This is a genomic window from Pedobacter sp. AK013 (assembly GCF_014205835.1).
In the GTDB taxonomy this organism is placed as follows: domain Bacteria; phylum Bacteroidota; class Bacteroidia; order Sphingobacteriales; family Sphingobacteriaceae; genus Pedobacter.
The window spans coordinates 1-21,893 of the sequence record NZ_JACHCQ010000034.1; the positions used below are offsets into that span (position 1 = coordinate 1).

The window sequence follows — 21,893 nt, forward strand, 5'->3', positions numbered from 1 at the left end:
TTAAAACATAAACAACCTTAATTAGCCAATAAGCCTTATTTATCTTCAATAATCAATTTTAACCGGACAACAGTGAAATAAATTCAGCATGACGAGCGGTTTAATAAACAAAATATTAAGCGATGGATATTCCATCGCTTTTTTTTATTTTTACATAATGAGCAAGCAAACCATTACTACCGAACCAAAACGACCAGTAGATATACTTTTTGATAAGTATGCCGAAAGCCATCAAAACCCTACAAACAAACTGGTGCATTGGATCTGTGTTCCATTAATTGTGTTCAGCTTATTGGGTTTAATCTGGCAGATCCCTTTTCCGCATATTGGCTTTTTAGGCCGTTATAACGGTTTTTTTAACTGGGCCTCTTTTCTGTTGGCCTTTAGCTTGTATTATTATTTTACACTATCGCCCGTATTGTTCTTTTTAATGATTTGGGTAGTAGGATTGATGAGCTATTTTATTGTTAAGATTGAGCAGGCCGTGGGCTTGGGCAGCGGTACTGCTTATGCCATTTATGCGGCTATTTTTGTTGCAGCCTGGGTAGGCCAGTTCATTGGACATAAAATAGAAGGTAAAAAACCATCATTCCTTGATGATGTTAAATTCTTGTTAATTGGTCCGATTTGGTTATTGCACTTCATTTGCAAGAAAGTGGGGATCCGTTACTGATCAAAAATAGTAGTTAACTTTTAATTAACCTTAAGGTAAAACAATGTTAATTAACGCCTAATTTAAAGTTAACATTGTGGTAATAGTTTTGCCTTTATCAAATAAAGGCAAATTGGAATTACTAAACTCTTTTAAAAGAGCGGCACTTACTGTGTTCGCTTTGACGATCAGCATACTTTCGTATGCGCAGACAGGAAAAATTTCTGGAACAGTTACCGATAAAAAAACGGGCGAAACCTTAATTGGGGTAACGGTTAAAATTAAAGGTACAACTAAAGGTGTTTCAACGGATGTTGATGGCAAGTACACCTTACAGGCTATGGCCAATGGAAAATACACACTTGAGTTTTCGTATGTGGGCTATCAAACTAAAGAGGTATCTGATATCGATGTTAAATCGCCAGCGGTTACCAGTTTGAATGTGGTGCTTAATGAAGCTGGCGGTCAAAATCTTCAAGAGGTTGTTGTTAAGGCAAGTTACAAGCAAGAATCTATCAACACATTGTATGCGCAGCAAAAAAATAGCGCATTAATTTCTGATGGTATTTCTAGTGACCAGATTAAAAAATCGCCAGATAAAAATACTTCTGATGTTTTAAAAAGAATCAGTGGTGCAACTATTCAGGATAATAAATTTGTTGTGGTTCGTGGGTTAAGCGATCGTTATAATACAGCAACGCTTGATAATTCTACTTTACCAAGCACAGAGCCAAACAGAAAAGCATTCTCATTTGATATTGTGCCCTCAAATTTGGTTGATAAAATAACAATTAGTAAAACGGCCACACCAGATTTGCCAGCAGATTTTGCCGGAGGTGCTGTTCAAATTACAACCAAAGACATTCCAGATCAAAACTTTTTATCTTTCGGTATAGGTTATGGCTATAACAGTCAATCAACCTTTAAAGATTTTTCTGCTACAAATAAAAATACATTAAGTTATTTGGGTTTTGAAGATGGGGCAAAGCAATTGGCCGAAAATTTTCCAAGCGCAGCAGAAGTAGCTTCGGGCTTAACAAAATCAAAAAATTTGGCTGCATTAAAATCATTTCCAACTGATAATGCCATCAAAAATACAAATGCATTGCCAACCCAAAACTATCAACTAAACTTAGGTAGGGTAAAGCATTTCGAAAATAATGATAAGTTTGGTGCATTATTTTCCGTAACATATAGAAATGCACAAAATATTAATCAAAATGTTGAGCGTAATTTTTACGTTTATAATTACAACGATAATCAATATAAATTCTCAACTAATTTAGGTGCTTTAGCCAATTTTGCATATAGTTATGGCAAGAATAAAATCAGCTTTAAAAACATCTACAATAAAAATTACGATGATAATTATACCACACGTGCTGGTATAAAAGATGGTAACTCGTTAAACCAGTTTTATGCTTACGATGTGATGCAGAAATCGCTTTTTAAAACCACTTTAGAAGGCGACCACCAAATTGGCGAAGGCAATAATAAATTAAAATGGACAGCCTCATATAGTAATGTAGGTAACAACCAGCCAAATCAATTAAAAATAAACTATACTAAGCCTTTGGCCGCTCAAAATGATCCAAGTGTTTTATACCAAGCAAACATTACATCATTGGGTAAGGATAACACCCGTTTATTTGCAGATTTAAACGAAAACATTTACTCTGGAGATGTAAATTATTCTACACCGTTTAAGCTATTTAACGCCTCTACCACATTTAAAATTGGTTTGGGTTCTCAATATCGTGATAGAAATTATACTGCCCGCTTTTTAGGCGCACAATTAAACATTAATGATATTGATGAACAACAAAGAATCAGAGCACTGCCAATTACCGAAATTTTTAGTCAATCGTTATTTGATGCAGGTGTTTATGAGTTGAAAGAAATTGGTAGTGACTTAGATAATTATAAAGCCAATTCGTTTACCAACTACGGCTACGTAATGTTAGATGAAAAAATAACCGAAAAATTTAGGGCGGTTTATGGTGTGCGTATCGAAAATTATAAGGTTCAGCTACTAAATGATATTAAAACCTATGTTGATGATACGAAGTTGGATTTTTTGCCATCGGTAAATTTAACATATAGCTTAAACGCAAAGAGCAATTTAAGAGCTTCCTATTATCGTACATTGGCTAGGCCGGAGTTTAGAGAATTATCATTATCATCGTATTACGATTATGAGTTGCTGGCCAACCAACAAGGTAATCCTAACTTAAAAAGAACATCGATAGATAATGCCGATTTACGTTACGAAATTTATCCAAATGCGGGCGAAATTTTATCGGTTTCTGCTTTTTATAAGAAATTTACAAATGCCATAGAATCATATCGCTACGATGTTTTATCTACGCCCGATATTTCATATTTCAATACAAAAAAAGCTTATTCTTACGGGCTTGAGTTTGAAGCCAGAAAAACTTTAGGTTTTATCAGCGATAACGAATTTTTAAAAAATACTACTGCTTATTTTAACTTATCGTTGGTTAAATCTAAAGTAACCAACCCCGATGATCAAAATTATATTGATAAAGTTAGGCCAATGGTTGGGCAATCTCCTTATGTATTTAATGCAGGTTTGCAGCATAGTGCCTTAGATAATAAACTGAATTTTAGTTTATTGTATAATAAAATTGGCCGCCGAATAATGCAAGCAAGCGGTATCGTTTTCCCTAGCACATGGGAAAATCCAAGAGATGTTTTAGATTTTCAGGCAAGTTATAAAGTAATTAAATCAAAAGGTGAAATTAAATTAAATGTTAGTGATATTTTAAATCAAAGAAGCATTATTTACTTTGATTATAACGGAGATAAAAAATATAATGGCAGCCTGGGTAATGGTGGCGATGAAACAGCAATGTCGTACAAACCAGGTACTAACATTTCATTATCGTTTAACTACACATTTTAATAGTTAAAAAAATAATGCTGTAACATAATAACAATCAAAATATCAATTATAAAAATATTAAATCATAAAAAATGAAAAATCAGTTTATTTTACTGGCACTGTCGGTAATTTTATGCTCAACTTCTTGTAAAAAGAACATTATTGTAGAAGATGCATCGATTAACGCCCCATCAGGCAGTAATGCTTTTGGCAATGTAACTGTAATTTCGGGGATAGGTGATAATACAAGTACCGGAACAGGCGCTGGTGTTACTGAAATTAATACAAATACCACCTGGACAGCCGATAAAATTTATTTGTTAAAAGGTTTTGTGTTTGTAAGCAACAATGCTACATTAACCATTGAGCCAGGTACAATTATCAAAGGCGATAAAGCTACAAAAGGTACATTAATTGTTACCCGAGGTGCAAAAATTAATGCTGTTGGTACTGTTGAGAAACCAATTGTTTTTACATCTGCATCTGCAGCGGGCGCACGTAGAGAAGGTGATTGGGGAGGCGTTATTCTTTTAGGTAAAGCACCAGTAAATACAGGTACCGACGTTAAGATTGAAGGTGGTTTAGTGCAGCCAACAGGTAAAAATGATAAGGATTACATTTATTACGGAGGTATTGATGTTGCTGATAATTCAGGTACGATGAAATATGTTCGTATAGAGTATGGCGGCATTGCTTTTTCTGTTGATAATGAGATTAATGGCTTAACAATGGGTGGTGTAGGTAATGGTACTACACTTGATTATATACAAGTTTACCGCTCTGGCGATGATGCTTTTGAGTGGTTTGGCGGCACCGTAAATGCAAAACATTTATTGGCTATTGGCACTTGGGATGATGATTTCGATACAGATTTTGGTTATTCGGGTAATGTACAGTTTGCATTGGCACAACGTGTGGCTACCGTTGCCGATCAATCGCAATCTAATGGTTTTGAATCAGACAACAACGGAACTGGTACAGATCAAACACCAAAAACTTCGGCTGTTTTTTCAAACGTGACCATTTTGGGACCTATAAAAAAAGCTGGGGATGCTTTTAATGCAAATTTTTATCACGGAGCACAAATTCGTCGTAATTCTTCTATCAGTATTTTAAACTCAATAATTTCTGGTTTTCCTATCGGGATATATATTGACGATACCAAGGTGGTAACAGCTAATTCAACATCAACTAATTTCACTTCCGGAAATATGGTTATTGCTAATAATTTGATTTATGGCACTAAAAATACTGAGGTTTTGGTTAGCAATACAGCTGCGGCTGCAGCTATTGAGGCTAAACTTCGTGCTGATAATGTTTTTGCAAAAGATTTGTTTGGATCCTCGCTTTATACAAATGCCTATTTATATGGTAGCGATTTTGGTTCGGGCGCAACATTGGGTACGCCAAACTTTGTATTATCTACAAATTCGGTAGCGGCTACGGGTGCTGCATTTACCAATCCAAAAGTTTCGGGTGCATTTTTTACACCGGTTGCTTACAAAGGTGCATTTGGCCCTACAGATAATTGGGCAGCCGGTTGGGCAGCTGTTGATGCACAATCTTTAGCTTACACTACCCCAGGTGCAGTAAGATAAAACCTAATTTAAAACAAAAAAAGCCAGTTGAATATTATCAATTGGCTTTTTTTGTTTTATTTACTCGCGTCTTCTTTTTTAACCACCTCTTTTGCTACAACTGCTTTTGGAGCCGCAGGAGCAGCTTTTCTTCTTTGATAAATGGAGTGATAGAATCTTCTGTAGCTGGGATGGTCACTTTCTTAGCCAATTGTTTGGCCAACTTACCAACCAAGACAGTTTGTACGATCTAAGCATTACATTTGAAGCTCATGGTAAAAAAACATATCTTTTAGGCCTTGGAAAAAGCATAACCTGAAGTAATCTTGCTAAAGCCAACGAAAGATGTAACAGCAGAATGTCGAAAAATTTGCTCATTACCTGATTGGGATTGCCTGCAACAAACGTACTAATGAAGATTTTGTGGTAAAAGGCAAAACTGGTTCGTCTTCATTACAAGAACCCCGCCGGCAGATAGAACTGTTTTTTATATGGATAAAATAGCATTTGAAGATCAAGTCCTTTTGTTGAACTTCTGAAAATGCCGTCCGTATTCAACTTTATTTAGCAATAACAGCTTACTGTCTGATAGCAATAGTAGCCGAAGAGCTTAAAATTAGCCGTTCAATCTACGGAATATTACAGGTAATAAGCATATCGTTACTAGAAAAACCGCTTTAAATAAGTTGCTTAAAGAAAAAAGATTACAACGATACAAAGAATCGAATTGTAACCAACTGTCGATCAGATTGTTTTACGGGGATAGTTATAATCGTATTTATGAAATAATTTACATTTATATAGTTTATCCTGTTGTGTTTAGAATTAAGTTTTCAATTTGTTGATTTTTAGTATTTTAACACTTTTTACGCATTTTGTAATATAATCTCATTATGATTAATCCAAATACGCTCTGTTATATGCTTAATATAAATCGATAATATTCATTCTTATATAAAGATTTTAGAAAGTTGTTGAGGTCGTTCTTTATATATAGAATTCAAAACCTAGATTTAGAGCATTTGAGCCAAATGCACAACAGGTAGGTTTAATGTTGTAATAACAAAATGTTAATATGAGACTAGTATTTTAAATTATGAAAAATCTAAAAATTAATGCTCTTAAAATCGTAATAGTTATGGTTATTGGGCTTATTACAATCACTAGTTGTAAAAAAGAGAACTTAACAGTAGAAAAAGAAACTGTACTTAATACGGATGAACAACTCTATAATTTAATAATTAACAGTGGTGTGAAATCTGAAAACATAAAGGATGTTGGAGAGTATTATTTAGTCGAAGGCGATATGTTGTTTAAAAAAAACAAGTCTGATTTGAAAAAGGTTAGTCAATATTTGAAAGGCAGTGCTGATTTTTCAACTAATTTAAAACAATCCATTCAGATGAGTTCGCCTGGAAGTATACCTGGTAAAATATCTCAGTGGCGTACAATTGGTATAATTTCATCTCATAATGTTGAAAATATAAAAGTTTACTACGATTCATATCCTAACCCCTATGGTGCTCCGTGGAGTTCTGCTTGGAAAGTAGCGACCGAAAACTGGCAGAATATTCCAAACTGTAAAATAAGTTTCTATAATGATTTTAATAACAAATGGACGAATCAATATACAGATAATGCAATAACAATTATTGAAGGAGTTCCGCTATACCCTAGTTCTTATGCTTATGCTGAGTTTCCAAGTTCGGATAATGCTGGCTATAGCATTCATATAAATACAAATGTTAGTTTATCGGAAGGGCAAAAAATCTTTGTACTAAGTCATGAATTAGGACATTGTTTAGGTTTTAGACATACCAATTGGCAATCAGACTGGAGAGAATATAATGCTCCAGAAGGTGCTATCCAGATACCAGGGACACCCGCGACTGATCCATCTTCTATAATGAATAATGGCTCAAGTTTTCAATCTGTTCCAAATTGGAATTCATTTTCTTCTTATGATATTATTGCAGCTCAAACACTTTATCCATATAGTTTGTATGATAATTGGATAAATGACGTTAGTCCTTTTGCTGGTTATGGTGATTCTGATTTACATCCGGAAATTACATGGAATAGTAATTTAGTATCATCATCAACTGTTTCAATTGAAATTTATCAATATGGAGTAAGTAAAGGCATTATAGCTTCAAATATTCCAAATAATGGTTCTTTTATAGGTAGTAATAATTATAGGTATTATTTACAGCCGTCTACTCATGATTATTTCTATGTCCAGTTAAAAATAATTTCAGATGATAATCCTTCTATAAATGATATGACTAAGGCATTTAATTTTTTCTGGGACTAATAGATTTTGATTATTCAACATGATATTTGATTATTCCTTAAAAGCTTATTTATACTTGAGATTCTTTGCAAACGAAACTTATCCGAAATGAGAAGACTTAGGTATTGATGCTAGTGTTTTCGACTTAGGTGCGACACTGAAGTTTACTTTAAACACAGGATCGATATTATTGGCTGGCGCAAGCTTTACAGGATTTAATGGTTTTGAAACAGTAACTCACCGTGGTGCTTTTGGTACTACAGACTGGACAGCAGGTTGGGCTAACTTTACACCTCAAACTAACGTTTATTAGGCCTTTAAGAGTATAAAATACAAAAAGCCAGATATCTCTATTTGGCTTTTTGTATTTTATATTTCGTTGATAATGTATTTTAGCTGAAATAGAACAAAAAAAGCTGGATAATTTCCATTAGAAAATTGTCCAGCTTTTTTATTTAAAAGTGGTATCGCTATAAAAAAGCTTTTTATGAACGTATTCGACTAATTAAATTTTAATTTACTCTGCTATTGGCTCTTTTTTTACTGCTTTCTTTACAGCAGCAGGTTTAACGGCTTTCGCCTTTGGAGTTGCAGCTACAGCTTGCTCTTCTTTGATATATGGCGTTATAGAATCATCTTGAGTGGCGAAAGTAACTTTTTTAGTTAATTGCTTTGCAAATTTTTCGATTACTTTATCTGCTTTTTTGGCTTTGCCGTACTGGATAACAAGTTCGTTAAATGCAAGGGCTAATTTCGATTCTAATTCTTTGCGTAGTTTTTTGCTTGTCGAATGATTTTTCGACTTGGATTTGTTCTTTTTCATCTAAAACTTATGGGTTTTCCCAAAGATAGAGAATCGTAAAGTTAAATTAATATTATCATTATGTTAATACTTGCGCGTGTAGTTAACATGTAAAATATTTCCTATAACTTAGTTTAAATCAGATCGATTAGGTTTTAATCCAACGAATATGAACTATCCAGTATTAATCGGAGTAATTATTTTAGTTGCCATTTTAATCGTTTATCTTATCAAAAGAAACCAAAAAGACAAAAAGGAATTTGAAGAAGAGGTAATCCAGTCAGAACTTCCACCTGAGAAAGACGATAAAGAAAACAGCTAAAAAGTATTTCCTGGCGCTATATCTCCGCCCAGATCGAGTGTATTCTGGAAACCTTCCAGGTATTGAAGTAAATGCCGTTCGGCATTTGCGTAAGAAGTAAATGTTGATGCCGGTTCGTAGGCATCAGAATCAGTTTTGCTTTTGTAAAATGAACTGATTTTGAAAACGAAAACTTTGCCATCATTAATTGGCGACATAATTCTAGCCTTAATAGCATGACCGTTTACCTCAACAAAAAATTCTTTTAAAACAGTATAGATAACAGCAGACATAGACAAGGTTTTAGATTTAACTCAATATGAGAAATCTAAATTACCTTAAATAGCTAATGAATCAACCTGTTATTGATAAAATAACTATTTTTTAACATTAATTTAATATAAAAAGTTTATTTCTTTTATTTCCTAGTAGGCTCGTAAGCATAAACAACTTCGTATTTACTGTTCTTGAAATTTGAAGAAAGTTGTCCGATTTTTAGATTTTGAGACTGGGGTGTAGGCTCACAATACGAATATTTCTTGCCTTTATAAGTAACTGGTTCGCCAACTGGTTTATCAAACTGTACGGCAATTGTTAAATGTTTAGGGTAAAGCAGGGCAATCATCGGCAGGTTATATATTTCCTTTACCAGGTAAAAAAATAACGCAGCCCGATCATCGCAATCGCTGTAGGTACTTAATAATGTTTGTTCTGGGGAGAAACGTTTTTCCATCCCGAAATTTTCACTATCATCTTCATATAAAAAACCATAACGGGTAAATCGCATCAGGTAATCAACACCTTTTTTCTGATCCATGTGTTTCAGGTTTTCTTTTAAGGTAGGAATAAGAGAGCTGTATGTTTCTCTGCTCAAAGGAATATTAAAATAACTTTCAAAATCTACTACCGGATAGTTTTTAAAAATGGTTTGCACATCTTTATTAACTTTTAGCTTAAAATGGTGAATTTTCTGGCGGTAACTAAATTCGATGTCTTTTTCCTGATAACTTTCTGGTTTAAAATCTGGCATTCTGGTTACCTTATAAGAGAATGGATTTTTAGCCTCTGGAATTAAAATTTTAACAGGCTTGTAAGTATCAGTCTGTTTAAACAGTTTGCCATAATCATGGTAATTTAGGCACATAAATTTTTTATCGTCAATCATAAAAAACGGAATATCGCTGATATCCTCTTCATTTCTTACATAAAAGATTACCTGATCGTTGCCTACCGCTAACCTTGCATCATAACCACATTTACTTAGTAAAAACCATTTGTATAAGGTATAAGCGAAATAATTATCTGCTTTTGGGCTAATCTGCTCGGCTGTTTTACGGATTAATTGATAATAAATCCAGTCGTTTAGATTATATTTTTTCTGGTATTTTTCTAAAGACGAAATAAGTGATGTGTATTTGCCTGACGAGATACGATAGTAAAAGTTAGAAACGGCTGGCGTAGTTGCTGTTTTGGGTATGGGAAAAACTACTGAAGAATCGACACTAAAATTGAAAGTTCCATCATAAAAATCGAAAGAATAGTTCTGTCCATTTGTGATGATGGTATTCATCATCAGGCAGGTGAACAAAATAGTCCTCAGAATATATATGTAAATTCCTCTTTTCAAACCGCTCTATATTTGGTTACATTAAATTTACTTATTATTAATGTAAACGCAACAATTTGTTTATGTGAATAACTGTGGTATTGCTTAACGTAGTGTTAACATTAAGGCTGATTCAAAGAACTTGAAATTGCTGCTTTAAAGAAAATTATAGTGTTGGTAATATCCCTCTATACGGCATCAATAAATTCTATAAATAACATTTCATTAATATCAATTTAACAAGACAGGCCTACTTTTGTGGCATAAATATTTGGTTAGTATTTATAAAGTTTAGGTTAGTTGATAATAAAAAACCCAGATGGATGTCTGGGTTTTTTTATTGTATTTATTTATAGATTTTTGCCAAGCTTTTCGAGCATTTCTGGTGGAATATTATGTGTATCAACCACTAAGAAACCATCTAAACAATCAGAAAACTTAGGATCGATATTGAATGAGATAATTTTCGCATTTAGGTTCATATATTGCCTCAATAGTACGGGTATTTTAATATGCGAATTTTCAATGTCGCCAATAATACTATCTAAATCTTTAAATGATTCGCTACTATCAACCAAGGTATCAGTAGCAATAGGCAATAAATCGGCTTTGAATTTATTTCGGGGTTTAACATATTTCGCCATTTCATAATCGAAATGATTTTTGGTAATGTAATCTACAATTAAGGCCTTACTAAATTTAGAGAAATTGTTGCTAATGCTCACCGGCCCGAACATGTAACGGTATTGAGGATTATCGATAAGGTATTTTAAAATGCCTTTCCAAAGTAAAAACAATGGAAGTGGTTTACCTTGATATTCTTTTCTGATCCACGATCTGCCCAGCTCGATCCCCTGTCTCAACATCGGGTAGAACTGATCTTTCATTTTAAACAGTTCTGACAGATAGAAGCCACGGCGACCCATACTTTCTAAAATTTCATCACCTTTACCAATCCGGTATGCACCTACGATATTTTCAAGGTCTTTATCCCATATAAATAAGTGGTTATAGTAGATGTCGTAATTATCGAGATCAATTTTTTTGTTGGTTCCTTCACCAACCTCACGGAAAGTGATTTCGCGTAAACGGCCAATTTCTCTTAAAATATTCGGGATTTTTAAAGTCGGAACAATATATACTTCGTAATTTTTCTCCGTCCAAACCCTGAAATCTTCCAGAACCGCTACTTCGTTTTTAATTAAAACCCTCGAAGTTTCTTCAATTACCTCGGCAGGTTTCTTTTTAATCTTAAATAAGTTTAACGGATTAAAGAGTTTTTTCTCTGTATCTAAACCAACACCAAGCGCATATGTACGGGCCCTTAAAAAGTCCATCAGTTTATTGCTGCTGTTCATATGCGAAATTTCAGATACGGCAATTGGTTTGCCAATCCGCACCTTAATGGTGCGCCCATGTTTATTTAAAAACTCTGATGGCAGTTTTGCTGTGCGCAGTGTAGGATGTATAAAGCTTAAAATGTTAAAGAAAACACCGTTATTACCATGGAAATAAATAGGTACAACAGGTACTTTTGCTTTTGCAATCAGTTTTCCAACAACAGGGTGCCACATCCTGTCGGTTACCTGTTGGGCATCTAACTTAAAGGTAGAAACCTCTCCTGCAGGGAAAATACCAATTGGTGTTCCATTTCTAAGCAAATCAAAAGTAGTTTTTAATCCACTGATGCTTGAAGAATGCTGCACATTTTCGAAAGGGTTTACGGCAACAAAAAATTCATCAAGATTTGGTATTTTTTTCAAAATGAAATTTACCATTACCTTGGCATCAGGCCTAACCGTGCATAAAAGTTTAACTAAAGCCAAGCCTTCTACTCCACCATAAGGGTGATTTGCAATGGCAATAAAAGGGCCTGTTTTTGGAATGCTGTTTAAATCATCATCATCAAATTCTATAGAAACACCAATGGTTTCTAATATCTTGTCTATAAATTCTAAGCCTTTAAAGTGTTGATTTTGAGCAAATACGTCGTTGATATCGTTCAGTTTCATGATCTCCATCATCAAACCTGCTAAACCTGGTACACCTAGCTTATCTATCTTTGTTGCTTTCGCAAACTCAGATGTAGTTATGATCTTCATATAAAATTCTTAGATTGTTGATAGGCAAAACCTATTCTGTTTTGCAATCCCAAAAATAAGATTTATATTTATAATCCACATGTCATATCGCATCAATGAGAATTTGGTTCAACAAAAATTTTGGTGTTAGCAAAAGTGAATTCAACGGGCTACTGTTTCTGGTCTCTATTATTATTGTAATTAGGGCTACACCTGTTATATACGGTTATTGTCAGCCAAATTTGAAAGATGATCCGAATCTTTTGGCACAAATTCAGAAAATAAGCATTACAGATCAGGTATATGCCAATACCATCCGCGATCGGATTGAAAATACAAACCCTGAAAAAACAGTTAAGCTTTTTAAGTTCAATCCCAACACTTTAGATGTTGAAGGTTGGCAGGCTCTAGGTCTGTCGGCAAAACAGGCGCAATCTATTATAAATTATACCGCTAAAGGCGGCAAATTTTACAAACCAGAAGATCTTCAGAAAATGTATACTATTTCGCCAGAAATGTATAAAAAGATACTGCCTTATGCCAACATACCCGATCAGCCTATCCATGCTTCAAAAAAGTATATACCTTTCGAAAAAAAGGAGTTTGCTAAAAAAGCTTCGGTAATTGTTGATATTAATCAGGCAGACTCGGCACGGTTGGATGAGATTAAAGGTATTGGCGGAACTTTTGCACTCAGAATTATCAAATACCGCGAACGCTTAGGCGGTTTTTACAAAAAAGAACAACTTCTTGAAGTTTATGGTTTAGATTCTAATAAGTATGCAGAAATTAAAGATCAGATTGAAATCAGTAATATCCCATTAAAAACAATAAATATAAATACAGCAACTTTTAACGATTTAAAGCGTAATCCCTATCTTTCCTTCAAACAGATCAATGCCATTATTCAATACCGCAAACAGCATGGCAATTATTCCAGCATAGCCGATCTGAAAAGAGTTGTGCTTTTAAACCAACAGGTTATAGATAAAATTACCCCTTATGTTTCTTTTTAGAAGGAATATTTATTTTTGGTTTTGGAAAGCAAAACCTGTATTTCATGGGAGCGCTTGTTCCTGCTCTTCGCTTTACTCCGTTGCACTCCGTGTTCGCTACGATCAGGTTTAGATATGCAGGATAGTGCTGCAAGTTTTTGCAAATAATTTAGAGCACATTGTTTCTGCGCCCTGCGACCCTAAATCAAATCTTAGTAACTGCCGCGCCACCTAAACCCAATGGAAGCGGGCACAAAGTAAAGTGGACAGTGGGGCTACATTATCCTAAACGCTTCCAAACCTGCTTTCCTAAAAACAGCCCACATTTAAATATTCCTTTTTTTGAAAAGCAAAACCTATATTCATAAGCACATTTGTTCCTGCTCTTTGCGCTATTAGTTCTTCCCGCGAGCCATCATACAGTTTAAGTTGTAAAAAATCATAAAAAATATTCTTCCTTAATTTTCAAGGTTTAAAATTAACCGATAAACTAATTGAACCGAATACCATTTCATTCTGTAACGGCACAAATATTTAATAGTAACTAACTATCAAATAATTGTTTATAATTGCCGTAACTAACTACAAAATATAAATTTAATGAGCGTAAGCTTCGATTTTTCAGAAACAGAAACTCAGCAGAGTGTAAAGGCCATGGTCCGCGATTTTGCAGAGAAAAACATTCGTCCACATATAATGGAATGGGATGAGGCACAATATTTCCCTGTTGAATTGTTTAAACAGCTTGGGGAATTAGGATTAATGGGCGTTTTAGTTCCCGAAGAATATGGAGGCTCTGGATTGGGCTACCAGGAGTATGTTGATGTAATTGTAGAAGTAGCGCGAGTTTGTGGTTCAATCGGCTTATCATTAGCTGCACACAATTCTTTATGTACTGGTCATATTCTGGCTTTTGCCAACGAAGAACAGAAACAAAGGTGGTTGCCAAAACTGGCAACAGCCGAGTGGATTGGTGCCTGGGGATTAACCGAAGCCAATACAGGTTCAGATGCCCTAAGAATGTTGACCACCGCTGTTGAAGATGGCGACGATTACATTATTAATGGATCAAAAAATTGGATTACCCATGGCAAAAGCGGCGATATTGCGGTTGTTATGGTAAGGACAGGAGAGCAGGGGAGTTCGAAAGGAATTTCAGCCATTGTAGTAGAGCGCGGTACACCTGGCTTTACCGCGGGGAAAAAGGAAAATAAACTGGGAATGCGGGCGTCAGAAACCACAGAAATGATTTTTGATAATTGCCGCGTACCGAAAGCCAATTTGTTGGGCAATGTTGGCGAAGGTTTTAAACAGGCCATGAAGGTTTTAGACGGTGGAAGAATTTCTATTGCTGCATTGGCCTTAGGAATTGCAAAAGGTGCTTTTGATGCTGCTGTAGCCTATTCGAAGCAACGCCAGCAGTTTGGTCAGCCAATCTCCAGCTTCCAGGCCATTAGTTTTAAACTGGCTGATATGGCTACAGAGATTGAAGCAGCAGAGTTATTGATCAGACAGGCGGCAGATTTAAAGAACAGGCATTTGCCTATGACAAAAGAATCGGCAATGGCGAAATATTTTGCCTCAGAAGTTTCGGTAAAGGTAGCTACAGATGCCGTTCAGATATTTGGTGGTTATGGTTATACTAAGGACTTTCCGGTTGAGAAATTTTATCGGGATAGTAAATTATGTACAATAGGAGAGGGAACATCAGAAATACAAAAAATTGTAATTGCCAGAGAAGTATTGAGTTAAGGTTAAAGCAGAAAGCTTAAAGACCAAAGCAAATTGATGCATTTTTAAGAAAACAACAAACCAAATATATTATGAGTAATCCGGACGGTTTAACCACTTCCGGATTTTTTTGTTTTAAAATTTTAAAACCTCCCACCTTGATTTAATGTTAAGACTAAAGCAATAAACAGTTTTCAGTTGGCAATTGGCAGTTACCAATGAACAAATGACCAATGAACCGTTGCACTAATGAACTAAAAATATGGCAAAGTATTCAGAAAAAGCTGGTGAGAAAGTAGAAAAAACCATGCACGAAATGAAAGAAGGTAAGCTTAAAAGCGGATCAGGTAAAAAAGTGACTTCCAAAAAGCAGGCAATTGCTATCGGATTATCGGAAGCCAGGAAAGAAGGGGCAAAGGTGCCTAAGAAAGGTTAAAAGCTTAAAAACTAAAGCCAAAAGGTCAAAGCTAATTTGAAATTGATTAGCACAACTCTTGATGAAGTTAAGTGCCGCTTTTTGCTTTGGTCTTTGGACTTTCAGCTTATTGCGATATATCTTTCGTAGTTAAAATGCTATCCACAACATAAACACTAAATCCACGCCATGGCAGGGTGTGTTTATATTCTTTGTAGTGTAATTCGAAAAATTTGCCGCTATTGGCCATCATTTTTTCAGCAATTTCCTGGTTAGCGATAGAAAATTCGAATTCGTTGTTCTGTAGCGTTCCTGTTTGTCTGGATTTGATTCCGCTTTGGATCAATTTCCCTTCGTAGGTTTTAAATACGTAACCTTTTTTTACTACATAATTTAATTCGCCGGCTTTTACGCCTTCGCCAAAAACAAAGAAATACCGGTAATAGCAAACTGCTACGAGTAAAATAACGACTATAACTGCGATAATTGAGCCTACTTTTTTGCCTGTTGTCATATGATATAATGTATATATAAATGTAAGTAAACAACAGTTTAGTTTAATGAATGATTTAAATAAAAATTTCTTTTTATAAATCTTTCTCATTTTCAATATTTTGCTTACATTTGCAGCCCCGATAACACGGGAAAATTTAAAAACCACGAGAGGAGGTATTTCAGCGTTATGATCATTATCAACATTAAAGACGGCGAATCATTAGATAAAGCCCTTAAACGTTTCAAGAAAAAGTTTGAAAAAACTGGTGTATTGAGAGAACTACGTAGTCGCCAAGCATACGAGAAAAAATCCGTTGCTCGCCGTACTGAAATTAAACATGCTGTTTACATTCAGAATATGAATCAAGATACAACTGCATAGTTGTTTAAGATATAAATACATTAAAGTCCCAATCGTTTGATTGGGACTTTTTTGTTTTAAAAAGAAATGAAAAACTTTACAATAAACAATGAATTAATGATTTCTTTATATCAAAACTATTTGTAACTTCATATCAATACCCCGCAAAAAGTTATTGAATGTTGCTAAAAAGTTTTATCACCTATTTAACTCACGAGAAGCGCTATTCTCCGTATACCGTTACTTCTTATCAAGCAGATTTGAATCAATTTGAGGAATTTGTTAACAGATCGGAACTGGATCTTATTGAAGTAAAACATACCCATTTGCGCAGTTATCTGGTTGAGCTGATGGAGGAAAAGCTATCGGAACAGACCATTAATAGAAAACTTTCAGCTTTGCGGAGCTTTTATAAATTTTTGCACAGAACCGGAAAGATTGATCAAAATCCCACGGCTTTAATTAAAGCGCCAAAAATACCTAAAAGGCTGCCTGTTTTTGTTGATGCACAAAAGATGGATCATTTATTGGATTCGCAGCAATATTTCGATGAAAGTTTCCCTTCCGTTCGCGATCATTTGGTAATCGAACTGCTTTTTGGAACGGGCATGCGTTTAACAGAGCTGCTGCAGCTAAAAGATAGTGATATCAATATTTATTCAGGAACGATAAAGGTATTGGGTAAAAGGAATAAAGAAAGAATTATTCCTGTAAATAAACAGCTTATCAATCAGGTAAATACCTATATTGACCTAAAAAAGTTGCAAAACTTTAATAACAATTTGCTTATCTTAATCGTTACCAATACAGGTGCAGCGGCATATCCAAAATTGATATACCGTATTGTTACCTCATACCTAAACCACGTATCAACCAATGAGAAGAAAAGTCCCCACGTGCTCCGGCACAGTTATGCAACAAGCCTGTTAAATGCAGGAGCAGATCTGAATGCAATTAAAGAACTTTTGGGCCATGCCAGTTTAGCAGCAACCCAGGTTTACACCCACAATTCGATCGAAAGATTAAAAACAATTTATAAACAAGCCCATCCAAAGGCGTAAAAAAAGGAGGAAAAATGAAAATCGGAGTTCAATCAATCCACTTCAGTGCAGACAGTAAGTTGTTAGATTTTATACAGAAAAAAGCAAATAAGCTAGATCAGTTTTTCGACCAGATCATCAGCGGAGAAGTGTATTTAAAGTTAGAGAACGTAGAGGACGAGGCCAATAAGATCAGTGAGATTAAACTCATTGTACCTGGAGGTACCCTCTTCGCTAAAGAACAATGTAAATCATTTGAAGAAGCCACAGATCTGGCAATCGAATCATTAAGAAAGCAGATTACGAAACATAAAGATAAAACACGTGCAAAGTTAATTGAGGATAAAGCAATTTTAAGTGAGATTATAACGAAAGATTATTAGTAAAATCTCTCCAATATTACAATGTAGCGGAGCGGTACAATTTAATGTGCCGCTCTTTTTGTTTTCCTTTGCTATCGTCATCTCGAGCGGAGTGAAACGTAGCCGAGAGATCTATGTTGAGAATACTTTTTATTTAGATCTCTCTGTTTCGCTGCGTTTCAGTCTAGATGACGACATTTCTTTATATCAGTTTCTTGAATAATTAAAGAAATCGGGCGCTATTTGAGCAAGTTTCTATAAACTAATTCTAATTTTCTGAACAATTCTCTATAAAGAAAGCCTGCCTCGCTACTTAAATTTTAGCCTTATTGAAATTAATTCATTCGTTATTTGTTGTAATTACGCATTATAATCACGTTTAAGAGGATAATAGACAAAAAAAAGGAAAAAAAATATTCGATTTTAAGCGATTGATTATTAAGCTCCTTCAGGCATATAATGAACACTAACTAAAATAACTTCATTATTTTTTTCAAATTTATTTTGAAGTGAAATATAAGTGTGTATATTTGCATTCCCTTTCGGAAACGGTGTTAGGCCAAGAAGAAAAGGCTTGTTCTTTAAAAAGATAAAAGTTTTAAAAAAACACGTTAATAGTATGAAAAATGAAGATTTTTCGTATCATTGCACAAAATTTAAAGCCTCCTTAGCTCAGCTGGTAGAGCAACTGACTTGTAATCAGTAGGTCATTGGTTCGATTCCGATAGGAGGCTCTTTTTATTTTAAAGTGTTAGCATTTTAAAGTAAAAGATGGGGAGATTCCAGAGCGGCCAAATGGGACAGACTGTAACTCTGTTATCGCAAGATTTCGAAGGTTCGAATCCTTCTCTCCCCACACTTTAAATGAATGACCAAATGTTTTAATGATAGAATAATTCTCTCATTCTTTCATTCAATCAATCACTGGTTTTTAAAAGCGGAAGTAGCTCAGTTGGTAGAGCGATAGCCTTCCAAGCTATAGGTCGCGAGTTCGAACCTCGTCTTCCGCTCCAATAAAAATTAGAAAGTGGGCAGTTATCGGTAACAGTTTTAACATAGTTAAAACTAAATAAGCTGGAACTGGAGACTAAAAAGCCGACTTAGCTCAGCGGTAGAGCACTTCCTTGGTAAGGAAGAGGTCGTGGGTTCAATTCCCATAGTTGGCTCAGGTATAATAAAGCTTTGTTAAATCTGTTTAATAAGCAGAGTAGGCAAGGTTTTTTGTGTTGAAATAACAATAAATAAAAAATAATAAAAAGTTAACCTACTAATTAGTTATAAATAAAATGGCAAAAGAAAAATTTGACCGCAGTAAACCGCACTTAAACATCGGTACAATCGGTCACGTCGATCACGGTAAAACAACTTTAACAGCAGCTATTACAAAAGTTTTGGCTGATGCTGGTTTAACTGAGGCACGTTCATTCGATTCAATTGACTCTGCTCCAGAGGAAAAAGAAAGAGGTATTACAATCAATACAGCTCACGTTGAGTATTCAACAGCTAACCGTCACTATGCACACGTTGACTGTCCAGGTCACGCGGATTACGTGAAAAACATGGTTACTGGTGCTGCTCAGATGGACGGTGCAATTATCGTTGTTGCTGCTACTGATGGTCCAATGCCACAAACTCGCGAGCACATCCTATTAGCTCGTCAGGTTGGTGTACCTTCATTAGTTGTATTCATGAATAAAGTGGATATGGTTGATGATCCTGAATTATTAGAATTAGTAGAAATGGAAGTTCGTGAATTATTATCATTCTATGAATTCCCAGGTGATGATATTCCTGTAATCCAAGGTTCTGCATTAGGTGGATTAAACGGCGATCCTAAATGGGTTGGTAAAATCATGGAATTAATGGATGCTGTTGATAGCTATATTCCAATTCCTCCACGTTTAACTGATCTTCCATTCTTAATGCCTGTTGAAGACGTATTCTCAATTACTGGTCGTGGTACTGTTGCCACTGGTCGTATTGAGCGTGGTGTAATCAACTCTGGAGATCCAGTTGAGATCTTAGGTATGGGTGCTGAGAACTTAAAATCTACAGTAACTGGTGTTGAGATGTTCCGTAAAATCTTAGATTACGGTGAAGCTGGTGATAACGTAGGTTTATTGTTACGTGGTATTGAGAAAACTGATATCCGTCGTGGTATGGTAATCTGTAAACCAGGTTCAGTAACTCCTCACACTGATTTCAAAGCTGAGATCTATGTATTATCAAAAGCAGAAGGTGGTCGTCACACTCCATTCTTCAACAAATACCGTCCTCAATTCTATTTCCGTACTACAGACGTTACTGGTGAGATTTCACTAGCTGAAGGTACTGAGATGGTAATGCCAGGTGATAACGTTACAATCACTGTAAAGTTAATCAACGCTATCGCAATGGAAAAAGGTCTACGTTTCGCTATCCGTGAAGGTGGTAGAACAGTAGGTGCTGGTCAGGTAACTGAAATTTTAAAATAAATCTTAAATCCCGGTTTACCGGGGCTTAAGTAAAAATAAGAAAAGCAAAGTGTTTGAGTACGCTTAAACACTTCGCTTTCTAAATACGGGAATAGTTCAACGGTAGAATAGAGGTCTCCAAAACCTTTGATCAGGGTTCGAATCCTTGTTCCCGTGCTAAACATAGTGATTGAGTGCAAGAATGAGTGAATGATTGAATTGAAAGCCTGGTTTTCAAACAATATCATTCACTCATTTACTCATTCATTCATTCAATAATTTGATATGGCTAAAGTAGTTGAGTTTATAAAAGAATCGTACGATGAAATGACCCAGAAGGTTACATGGCCTACATGGGGCGAACTGCAAAGTTCGGCAATTCTTGTATTAGTGGCTTCTTTAATTATTGCATTGGTTATTTTTGCAATGGATAAAGGATCGACATTTGTGTTAGATACTTTTTATAAATCACTTTCTAATTAATATTTACTAATGAGCGATCTAAAGTGGTACGTTGTAAGGGCTGTTAGCGGTAAAGAAAAGAAAGTAAAGCAGTACATTGATGCTGAGATCAGCCGTTTAGGTTTCTCTCATTTGGTTCCGCAGGTTTTAATACCAATGGAAAAATATTACCAAATGAAAGACGGTAAAAAAATTGCCAAAGAACGTAACTTTTATCCAGGTTATGTTTTAATCGAAGCTACACTAGATGGAGAATTAGAGCATATCATTAAAGGAATTAATAGTGTAATCGGTTTCCTAGGCGATAAAGCCGGTAATCCAATCCCAATGCGCCAGGCAGAAGTGAACCGTATTTTAGGTGTGGTTGATGAGATGAGCGAGCAAGGCGAAACGATGAATGTTCCTTATTATGTTGGCGAAGGCATTAAAGTAATGGACGGACCTTTCAATGGTTTCTCAGGTATTATCGAAGAGGTAAACGAAGAGAAGAAAAAACTGAAAGTTATGGTTAAGATTTTTGGACGTAAAACACCATTGGAACTTAACTACATGCAAGTAGAAAAAGAATAAGAAATTTTTCAAAATAAAATAAAACCGCAAGAAGTAAATTCTGCGGTTTTTTCTTTTTAATGGTTTTTAAATTACTTACAAAAACGTAAGTTTTAAACGGTAAGAACAAAAGGAGTTATCATTATTTGAGATTGAAAGAACACATCTTCTATAATTGATAACCGGATAACACAAAGTATATTCTTAATATGTTATACATTTAAAAATATATTTGCTGTATCTATTGCAGTAATGTAAGATTATCCATATCTTTGCAGTCCTTTAAGCTTTATAGGAGCTATAAGGAATTAAATGTTACATGCTTCCAATATTTAACATTGAGTTTTAAATAAACAAAAAACACAAAATGGCAAAAGAAGTCAGTGCAATGATCAAATTACAGATCAAAGGCGGAGCGGCAAATCCATCGCCACCAGTAGGACCTGCATTAGGTGCTAAAGGGGTGAATATCATGGAGTTTTGCAAACAGTACAACGCTCGTACCCAAGATAAAGCAGGTAAAGTATTGCCAGTTGTAATTACTGTTTATGCTGATAAGTCATTCGATTTCATCATCAAAACCCCTCCGGTAGCTATCCAGTTAAAAGATGCTACTAAATTACAGAGTGGTTCTGCTGAGCCTAACCGTAAGAAAGTTGGGTCGGTGACCTGGGACCAGATTAAAGTTATTGCTGAGGATAAAATGCCTGATTTAAATGCATTTACAATCGAATCAGCAATGAGTATGGTTGCTGGAACAGCACGCAGTATGGGAATCACCGTTTCTGGTGACGCACCCTGGAACAATTAATT

At 35.1% G+C, this 21,893-nt stretch carries 22 protein-coding genes and 5 tRNA genes; 22 read left to right on the plus strand and 5 right to left on the minus strand.

Annotation, left to right across the window (positions count from 1 at the left end; all coding sequences use genetic code 11):
- The first annotated feature begins 157 nt into the window (after window positions 1-157).
- The 6 genes from HDC90_RS20015 to HDC90_RS25580 all read left to right on the plus strand — a co-directional run bounded on the left by HDC90_RS20015 (window position 158) and on the right by HDC90_RS25580 (window position 7,740).
- Window positions 158-673 carry a DUF962 domain-containing protein gene (locus HDC90_RS20015; protein WP_184469558.1) on the plus strand — a complete coding sequence of 172 codons (516 nt, stop codon included), beginning with the start codon at window positions 158-160 and terminating at the stop codon, window positions 671-673.
- Between the two features lie 112 nt (window positions 674-785).
- Entirely contained in the window at window positions 786-3,578 is a 2,793-nt protein-coding gene (locus HDC90_RS20020; RefSeq protein WP_255497772.1) for a TonB-dependent receptor, read from the plus strand.
- A 71-nt stretch (window positions 3,579-3,649) separates the two neighbouring features.
- Window positions 3,650-5,155 (plus strand): hypothetical protein, encoded by a 1,506-nt coding sequence (locus HDC90_RS20025; protein WP_184469559.1) that lies wholly within the window; start codon window positions 3,650-3,652, stop codon window positions 5,153-5,155.
- 106 nt (window positions 5,156-5,261) lie between these two features.
- The gene (locus HDC90_RS25780; protein WP_370576656.1) at window positions 5,262-5,453 is read left to right on the plus strand and encodes a DUF4372 domain-containing protein; all 192 of its coding nucleotides are present in this window, start codon (window positions 5,262-5,264) and stop codon (window positions 5,451-5,453) included.
- Between the two features lie 777 nt (window positions 5,454-6,230).
- The gene (locus tag HDC90_RS20035; RefSeq protein WP_184469563.1) at window positions 6,231-7,448 is read left to right on the plus strand and encodes a M57 family metalloprotease; all 1,218 of its coding nucleotides are present in this window, start codon (window positions 6,231-6,233) and stop codon (window positions 7,446-7,448) included.
- Window positions 7,449-7,617: 169 nt separating this feature from the next.
- Window positions 7,618-7,740, plus strand: a complete 123-nt coding sequence (locus HDC90_RS25580; protein ID WP_255497773.1) for a hypothetical protein — start codon at window positions 7,618-7,620, stop codon at window positions 7,738-7,740.
- A 204-nt stretch (window positions 7,741-7,944) separates the two neighbouring features.
- Here HDC90_RS25580 and HDC90_RS20040 read toward each other — a convergent pair whose 3' ends face one another.
- Window positions 7,945-8,250: a hypothetical protein gene (locus HDC90_RS20040; protein ID WP_184469566.1), complete on the minus strand. Its 306-nt coding sequence runs from the start codon at window positions 8,248-8,250 to the stop codon at window positions 7,945-7,947.
- A 148-nt stretch (window positions 8,251-8,398) separates the two neighbouring features.
- On the opposite strand from HDC90_RS20040, the gene HDC90_RS20045 reads away from it, so the two are divergent.
- Window positions 8,399-8,551, plus strand: coding sequence for a hypothetical protein (locus HDC90_RS20045; RefSeq protein ID WP_184469568.1), 153 nt, complete (start codon window positions 8,399-8,401; stop codon window positions 8,549-8,551).
- On the opposite strand, the gene HDC90_RS20050 is transcribed toward HDC90_RS20045, so the two are convergent.
- The 3 genes from HDC90_RS20050 to HDC90_RS20060 form a co-directional block, all read right to left on the minus strand.
- A complete protein-coding gene (locus HDC90_RS20050; protein ID WP_184469570.1) occupies window positions 8,548-8,823 on the minus strand; it encodes a hypothetical protein in 276 nt (91 codons plus the stop codon). The genes HDC90_RS20045 and HDC90_RS20050 overlap by 4 nt on opposite strands.
- A 125-nt stretch (window positions 8,824-8,948) precedes the next feature.
- Window positions 8,949-10,103: a hypothetical protein gene (locus tag HDC90_RS20055; RefSeq protein ID WP_184469572.1), complete on the minus strand. Its 1,155-nt coding sequence runs from the start codon at window positions 10,101-10,103 to the stop codon at window positions 8,949-8,951.
- A gap of 383 nt (window positions 10,104-10,486) precedes the next feature.
- Entirely contained in the window at window positions 10,487-12,238 is a 1,752-nt protein-coding gene (locus HDC90_RS20060) for a lysophospholipid acyltransferase family protein (RefSeq protein ID WP_184469574.1), read from the minus strand.
- 95 nt (window positions 12,239-12,333) lie between these two features.
- On the opposite strand from HDC90_RS20060, the gene HDC90_RS20065 reads away from it, so the two are divergent.
- From HDC90_RS20065 to HDC90_RS20075, 3 genes are all read left to right on the plus strand, one after another.
- Window positions 12,334-13,233, plus strand: coding sequence for a ComEA family DNA-binding protein (locus HDC90_RS20065; RefSeq protein ID WP_184469576.1), 900 nt, complete (start codon window positions 12,334-12,336; stop codon window positions 13,231-13,233).
- A gap of 579 nt (window positions 13,234-13,812) precedes the next feature.
- A complete protein-coding gene (locus HDC90_RS20070) occupies window positions 13,813-14,964 on the plus strand; it encodes an acyl-CoA dehydrogenase (RefSeq protein ID WP_184469578.1) in 1,152 nt (383 codons plus the stop codon).
- Between the two features lie 241 nt (window positions 14,965-15,205).
- Window positions 15,206-15,379 (plus strand): DUF6496 domain-containing protein, encoded by a 174-nt coding sequence (locus HDC90_RS20075; protein WP_167343677.1) that lies wholly within the window; start codon window positions 15,206-15,208, stop codon window positions 15,377-15,379.
- A gap of 106 nt (window positions 15,380-15,485) precedes the next feature.
- Here HDC90_RS20075 and HDC90_RS20080 read toward each other — a convergent pair whose 3' ends face one another.
- The gene (locus tag HDC90_RS20080; RefSeq protein ID WP_184469580.1) at window positions 15,486-15,872 is read right to left on the minus strand and encodes a hypothetical protein; all 387 of its coding nucleotides are present in this window, start codon (window positions 15,870-15,872) and stop codon (window positions 15,486-15,488) included.
- A gap of 168 nt (window positions 15,873-16,040) precedes the next feature.
- Between HDC90_RS20080 and rpsU the strand changes: the two genes are divergently transcribed.
- From rpsU to rplK, 12 genes are all read left to right on the plus strand, one after another.
- A complete protein-coding gene (gene rpsU, locus HDC90_RS20085) occupies window positions 16,041-16,235 on the plus strand; it encodes a 30S ribosomal protein S21 (protein ID WP_086549247.1) in 195 nt (64 codons plus the stop codon).
- A 158-nt stretch (window positions 16,236-16,393) separates the two neighbouring features.
- Window positions 16,394-17,275 (plus strand): tyrosine-type recombinase/integrase, encoded by an 882-nt coding sequence (locus HDC90_RS20090; RefSeq protein ID WP_184469582.1) that lies wholly within the window; start codon window positions 16,394-16,396, stop codon window positions 17,273-17,275.
- A gap of 14 nt (window positions 17,276-17,289) precedes the next feature.
- Window positions 17,290-17,637, plus strand: a complete 348-nt coding sequence (hpf, locus tag HDC90_RS20095; RefSeq protein ID WP_184469584.1) for a ribosome hibernation-promoting factor, HPF/YfiA family — start codon at window positions 17,290-17,292, stop codon at window positions 17,635-17,637.
- A 640-nt stretch (window positions 17,638-18,277) separates the two neighbouring features.
- Window positions 18,278-18,350: transfer RNA gene (locus HDC90_RS20100), tRNA-Thr, on the plus strand.
- Window positions 18,351-18,389: 39 nt separating this feature from the next.
- Window positions 18,390-18,472 (plus strand) — tRNA-Tyr (locus HDC90_RS20105).
- A gap of 81 nt (window positions 18,473-18,553) precedes the next feature.
- Window positions 18,554-18,629, plus strand: a tRNA-Gly gene (locus HDC90_RS20110).
- A gap of 81 nt (window positions 18,630-18,710) precedes the next feature.
- A tRNA-Thr gene (locus HDC90_RS20115) sits at window positions 18,711-18,782 on the plus strand.
- Between the two features lie 120 nt (window positions 18,783-18,902).
- Entirely contained in the window at window positions 18,903-20,090 is a 1,188-nt protein-coding gene (gene tuf, locus HDC90_RS20120) for an elongation factor Tu (RefSeq protein ID WP_086545150.1), read from the plus strand.
- Window positions 20,091-20,175: 85 nt separating this feature from the next.
- Window positions 20,176-20,246: transfer RNA gene (locus HDC90_RS20125), tRNA-Trp, on the plus strand.
- A gap of 108 nt (window positions 20,247-20,354) precedes the next feature.
- A complete protein-coding gene (gene secE, locus HDC90_RS20130; RefSeq protein ID WP_029279332.1) occupies window positions 20,355-20,552 on the plus strand; it encodes a preprotein translocase subunit SecE in 198 nt (65 codons plus the stop codon).
- 9 nt (window positions 20,553-20,561) lie between these two features.
- On the plus strand, window positions 20,562-21,101 hold the full coding sequence (gene nusG / locus HDC90_RS20135) for a transcription termination/antitermination protein NusG (RefSeq protein ID WP_025143263.1): 540 nt from the start codon (window positions 20,562-20,564) through the stop codon (window positions 21,099-21,101).
- A 346-nt stretch (window positions 21,102-21,447) separates the two neighbouring features.
- Window positions 21,448-21,891 (plus strand): 50S ribosomal protein L11, encoded by a 444-nt coding sequence (gene rplK, locus HDC90_RS20140; RefSeq protein WP_010601094.1) that lies wholly within the window; start codon window positions 21,448-21,450, stop codon window positions 21,889-21,891.
- Window positions 21,892-21,893: the final 2 nt, after the last annotated feature.

Bases quoted from the DNA above. Each gene is read 5' to 3' on its own strand.
- rplK (WP_010601094.1), top strand. From the start codon at position 21,448: ATGGCAAAAGAAGTCAGTGCAATGATCAAATTACAGATCAAAGGCGGA.
- tuf (WP_086545150.1), top strand. From the start codon at position 18,903: ATGGCAAAAGAAAAATTTGACCGCAGTAAACCGCACTTAAACATCGGT.
- hpf (WP_184469584.1), top strand. From the start codon at position 17,290: ATGAAAATCGGAGTTCAATCAATCCACTTCAGTGCAGACAGTAAGTTG.
- HDC90_RS20080 (WP_184469580.1), bottom strand. From the start codon at position 15,872: ATGACAACAGGCAAAAAAGTAGGCTCAATTATCGCAGTTATAGTCGTT.
- HDC90_RS20045 (WP_184469568.1), top strand. From the start codon at position 8,399: ATGAACTATCCAGTATTAATCGGAGTAATTATTTTAGTTGCCATTTTA.
- HDC90_RS20040 (WP_184469566.1), bottom strand. From the start codon at position 8,250: ATGAAAAAGAACAAATCCAAGTCGAAAAATCATTCGACAAGCAAAAAA.
- HDC90_RS20025 (WP_184469559.1), top strand. From the start codon at position 3,650: ATGAAAAATCAGTTTATTTTACTGGCACTGTCGGTAATTTTATGCTCA.
- HDC90_RS20060 (WP_184469574.1), bottom strand. From the start codon at position 12,238: ATGAAGATCATAACTACATCTGAGTTTGCGAAAGCAACAAAGATAGAT.
- HDC90_RS20015 (WP_184469558.1), top strand. From the start codon at position 158: ATGAGCAAGCAAACCATTACTACCGAACCAAAACGACCAGTAGATATA.
- HDC90_RS20065 (WP_184469576.1), top strand. From the start codon at position 12,334: ATGAGAATTTGGTTCAACAAAAATTTTGGTGTTAGCAAAAGTGAATTC.
- HDC90_RS20070 (WP_184469578.1), top strand. From the start codon at position 13,813: ATGAGCGTAAGCTTCGATTTTTCAGAAACAGAAACTCAGCAGAGTGTA.
- HDC90_RS20090 (WP_184469582.1), top strand. From the start codon at position 16,394: ATGTTGCTAAAAAGTTTTATCACCTATTTAACTCACGAGAAGCGCTAT.
- HDC90_RS20075 (WP_167343677.1), top strand. From the start codon at position 15,206: ATGGCAAAGTATTCAGAAAAAGCTGGTGAGAAAGTAGAAAAAACCATG.
- HDC90_RS20055 (WP_184469572.1), bottom strand. From the start codon at position 10,103: ATGATGAATACCATCATCACAAATGGACAGAACTATTCTTTCGATTTT.
- nusG (WP_025143263.1), top strand. From the start codon at position 20,562: ATGAGCGATCTAAAGTGGTACGTTGTAAGGGCTGTTAGCGGTAAAGAA.
- HDC90_RS20050 (WP_184469570.1), bottom strand. From the start codon at position 8,823: ATGTCTGCTGTTATCTATACTGTTTTAAAAGAATTTTTTGTTGAGGTA.
- HDC90_RS20035 (WP_184469563.1), top strand. From the start codon at position 6,231: ATGAAAAATCTAAAAATTAATGCTCTTAAAATCGTAATAGTTATGGTT.
- rpsU (WP_086549247.1), top strand. From the start codon at position 16,041: ATGATCATTATCAACATTAAAGACGGCGAATCATTAGATAAAGCCCTT.
- secE (WP_029279332.1), top strand. From the start codon at position 20,355: ATGGCTAAAGTAGTTGAGTTTATAAAAGAATCGTACGATGAAATGACC.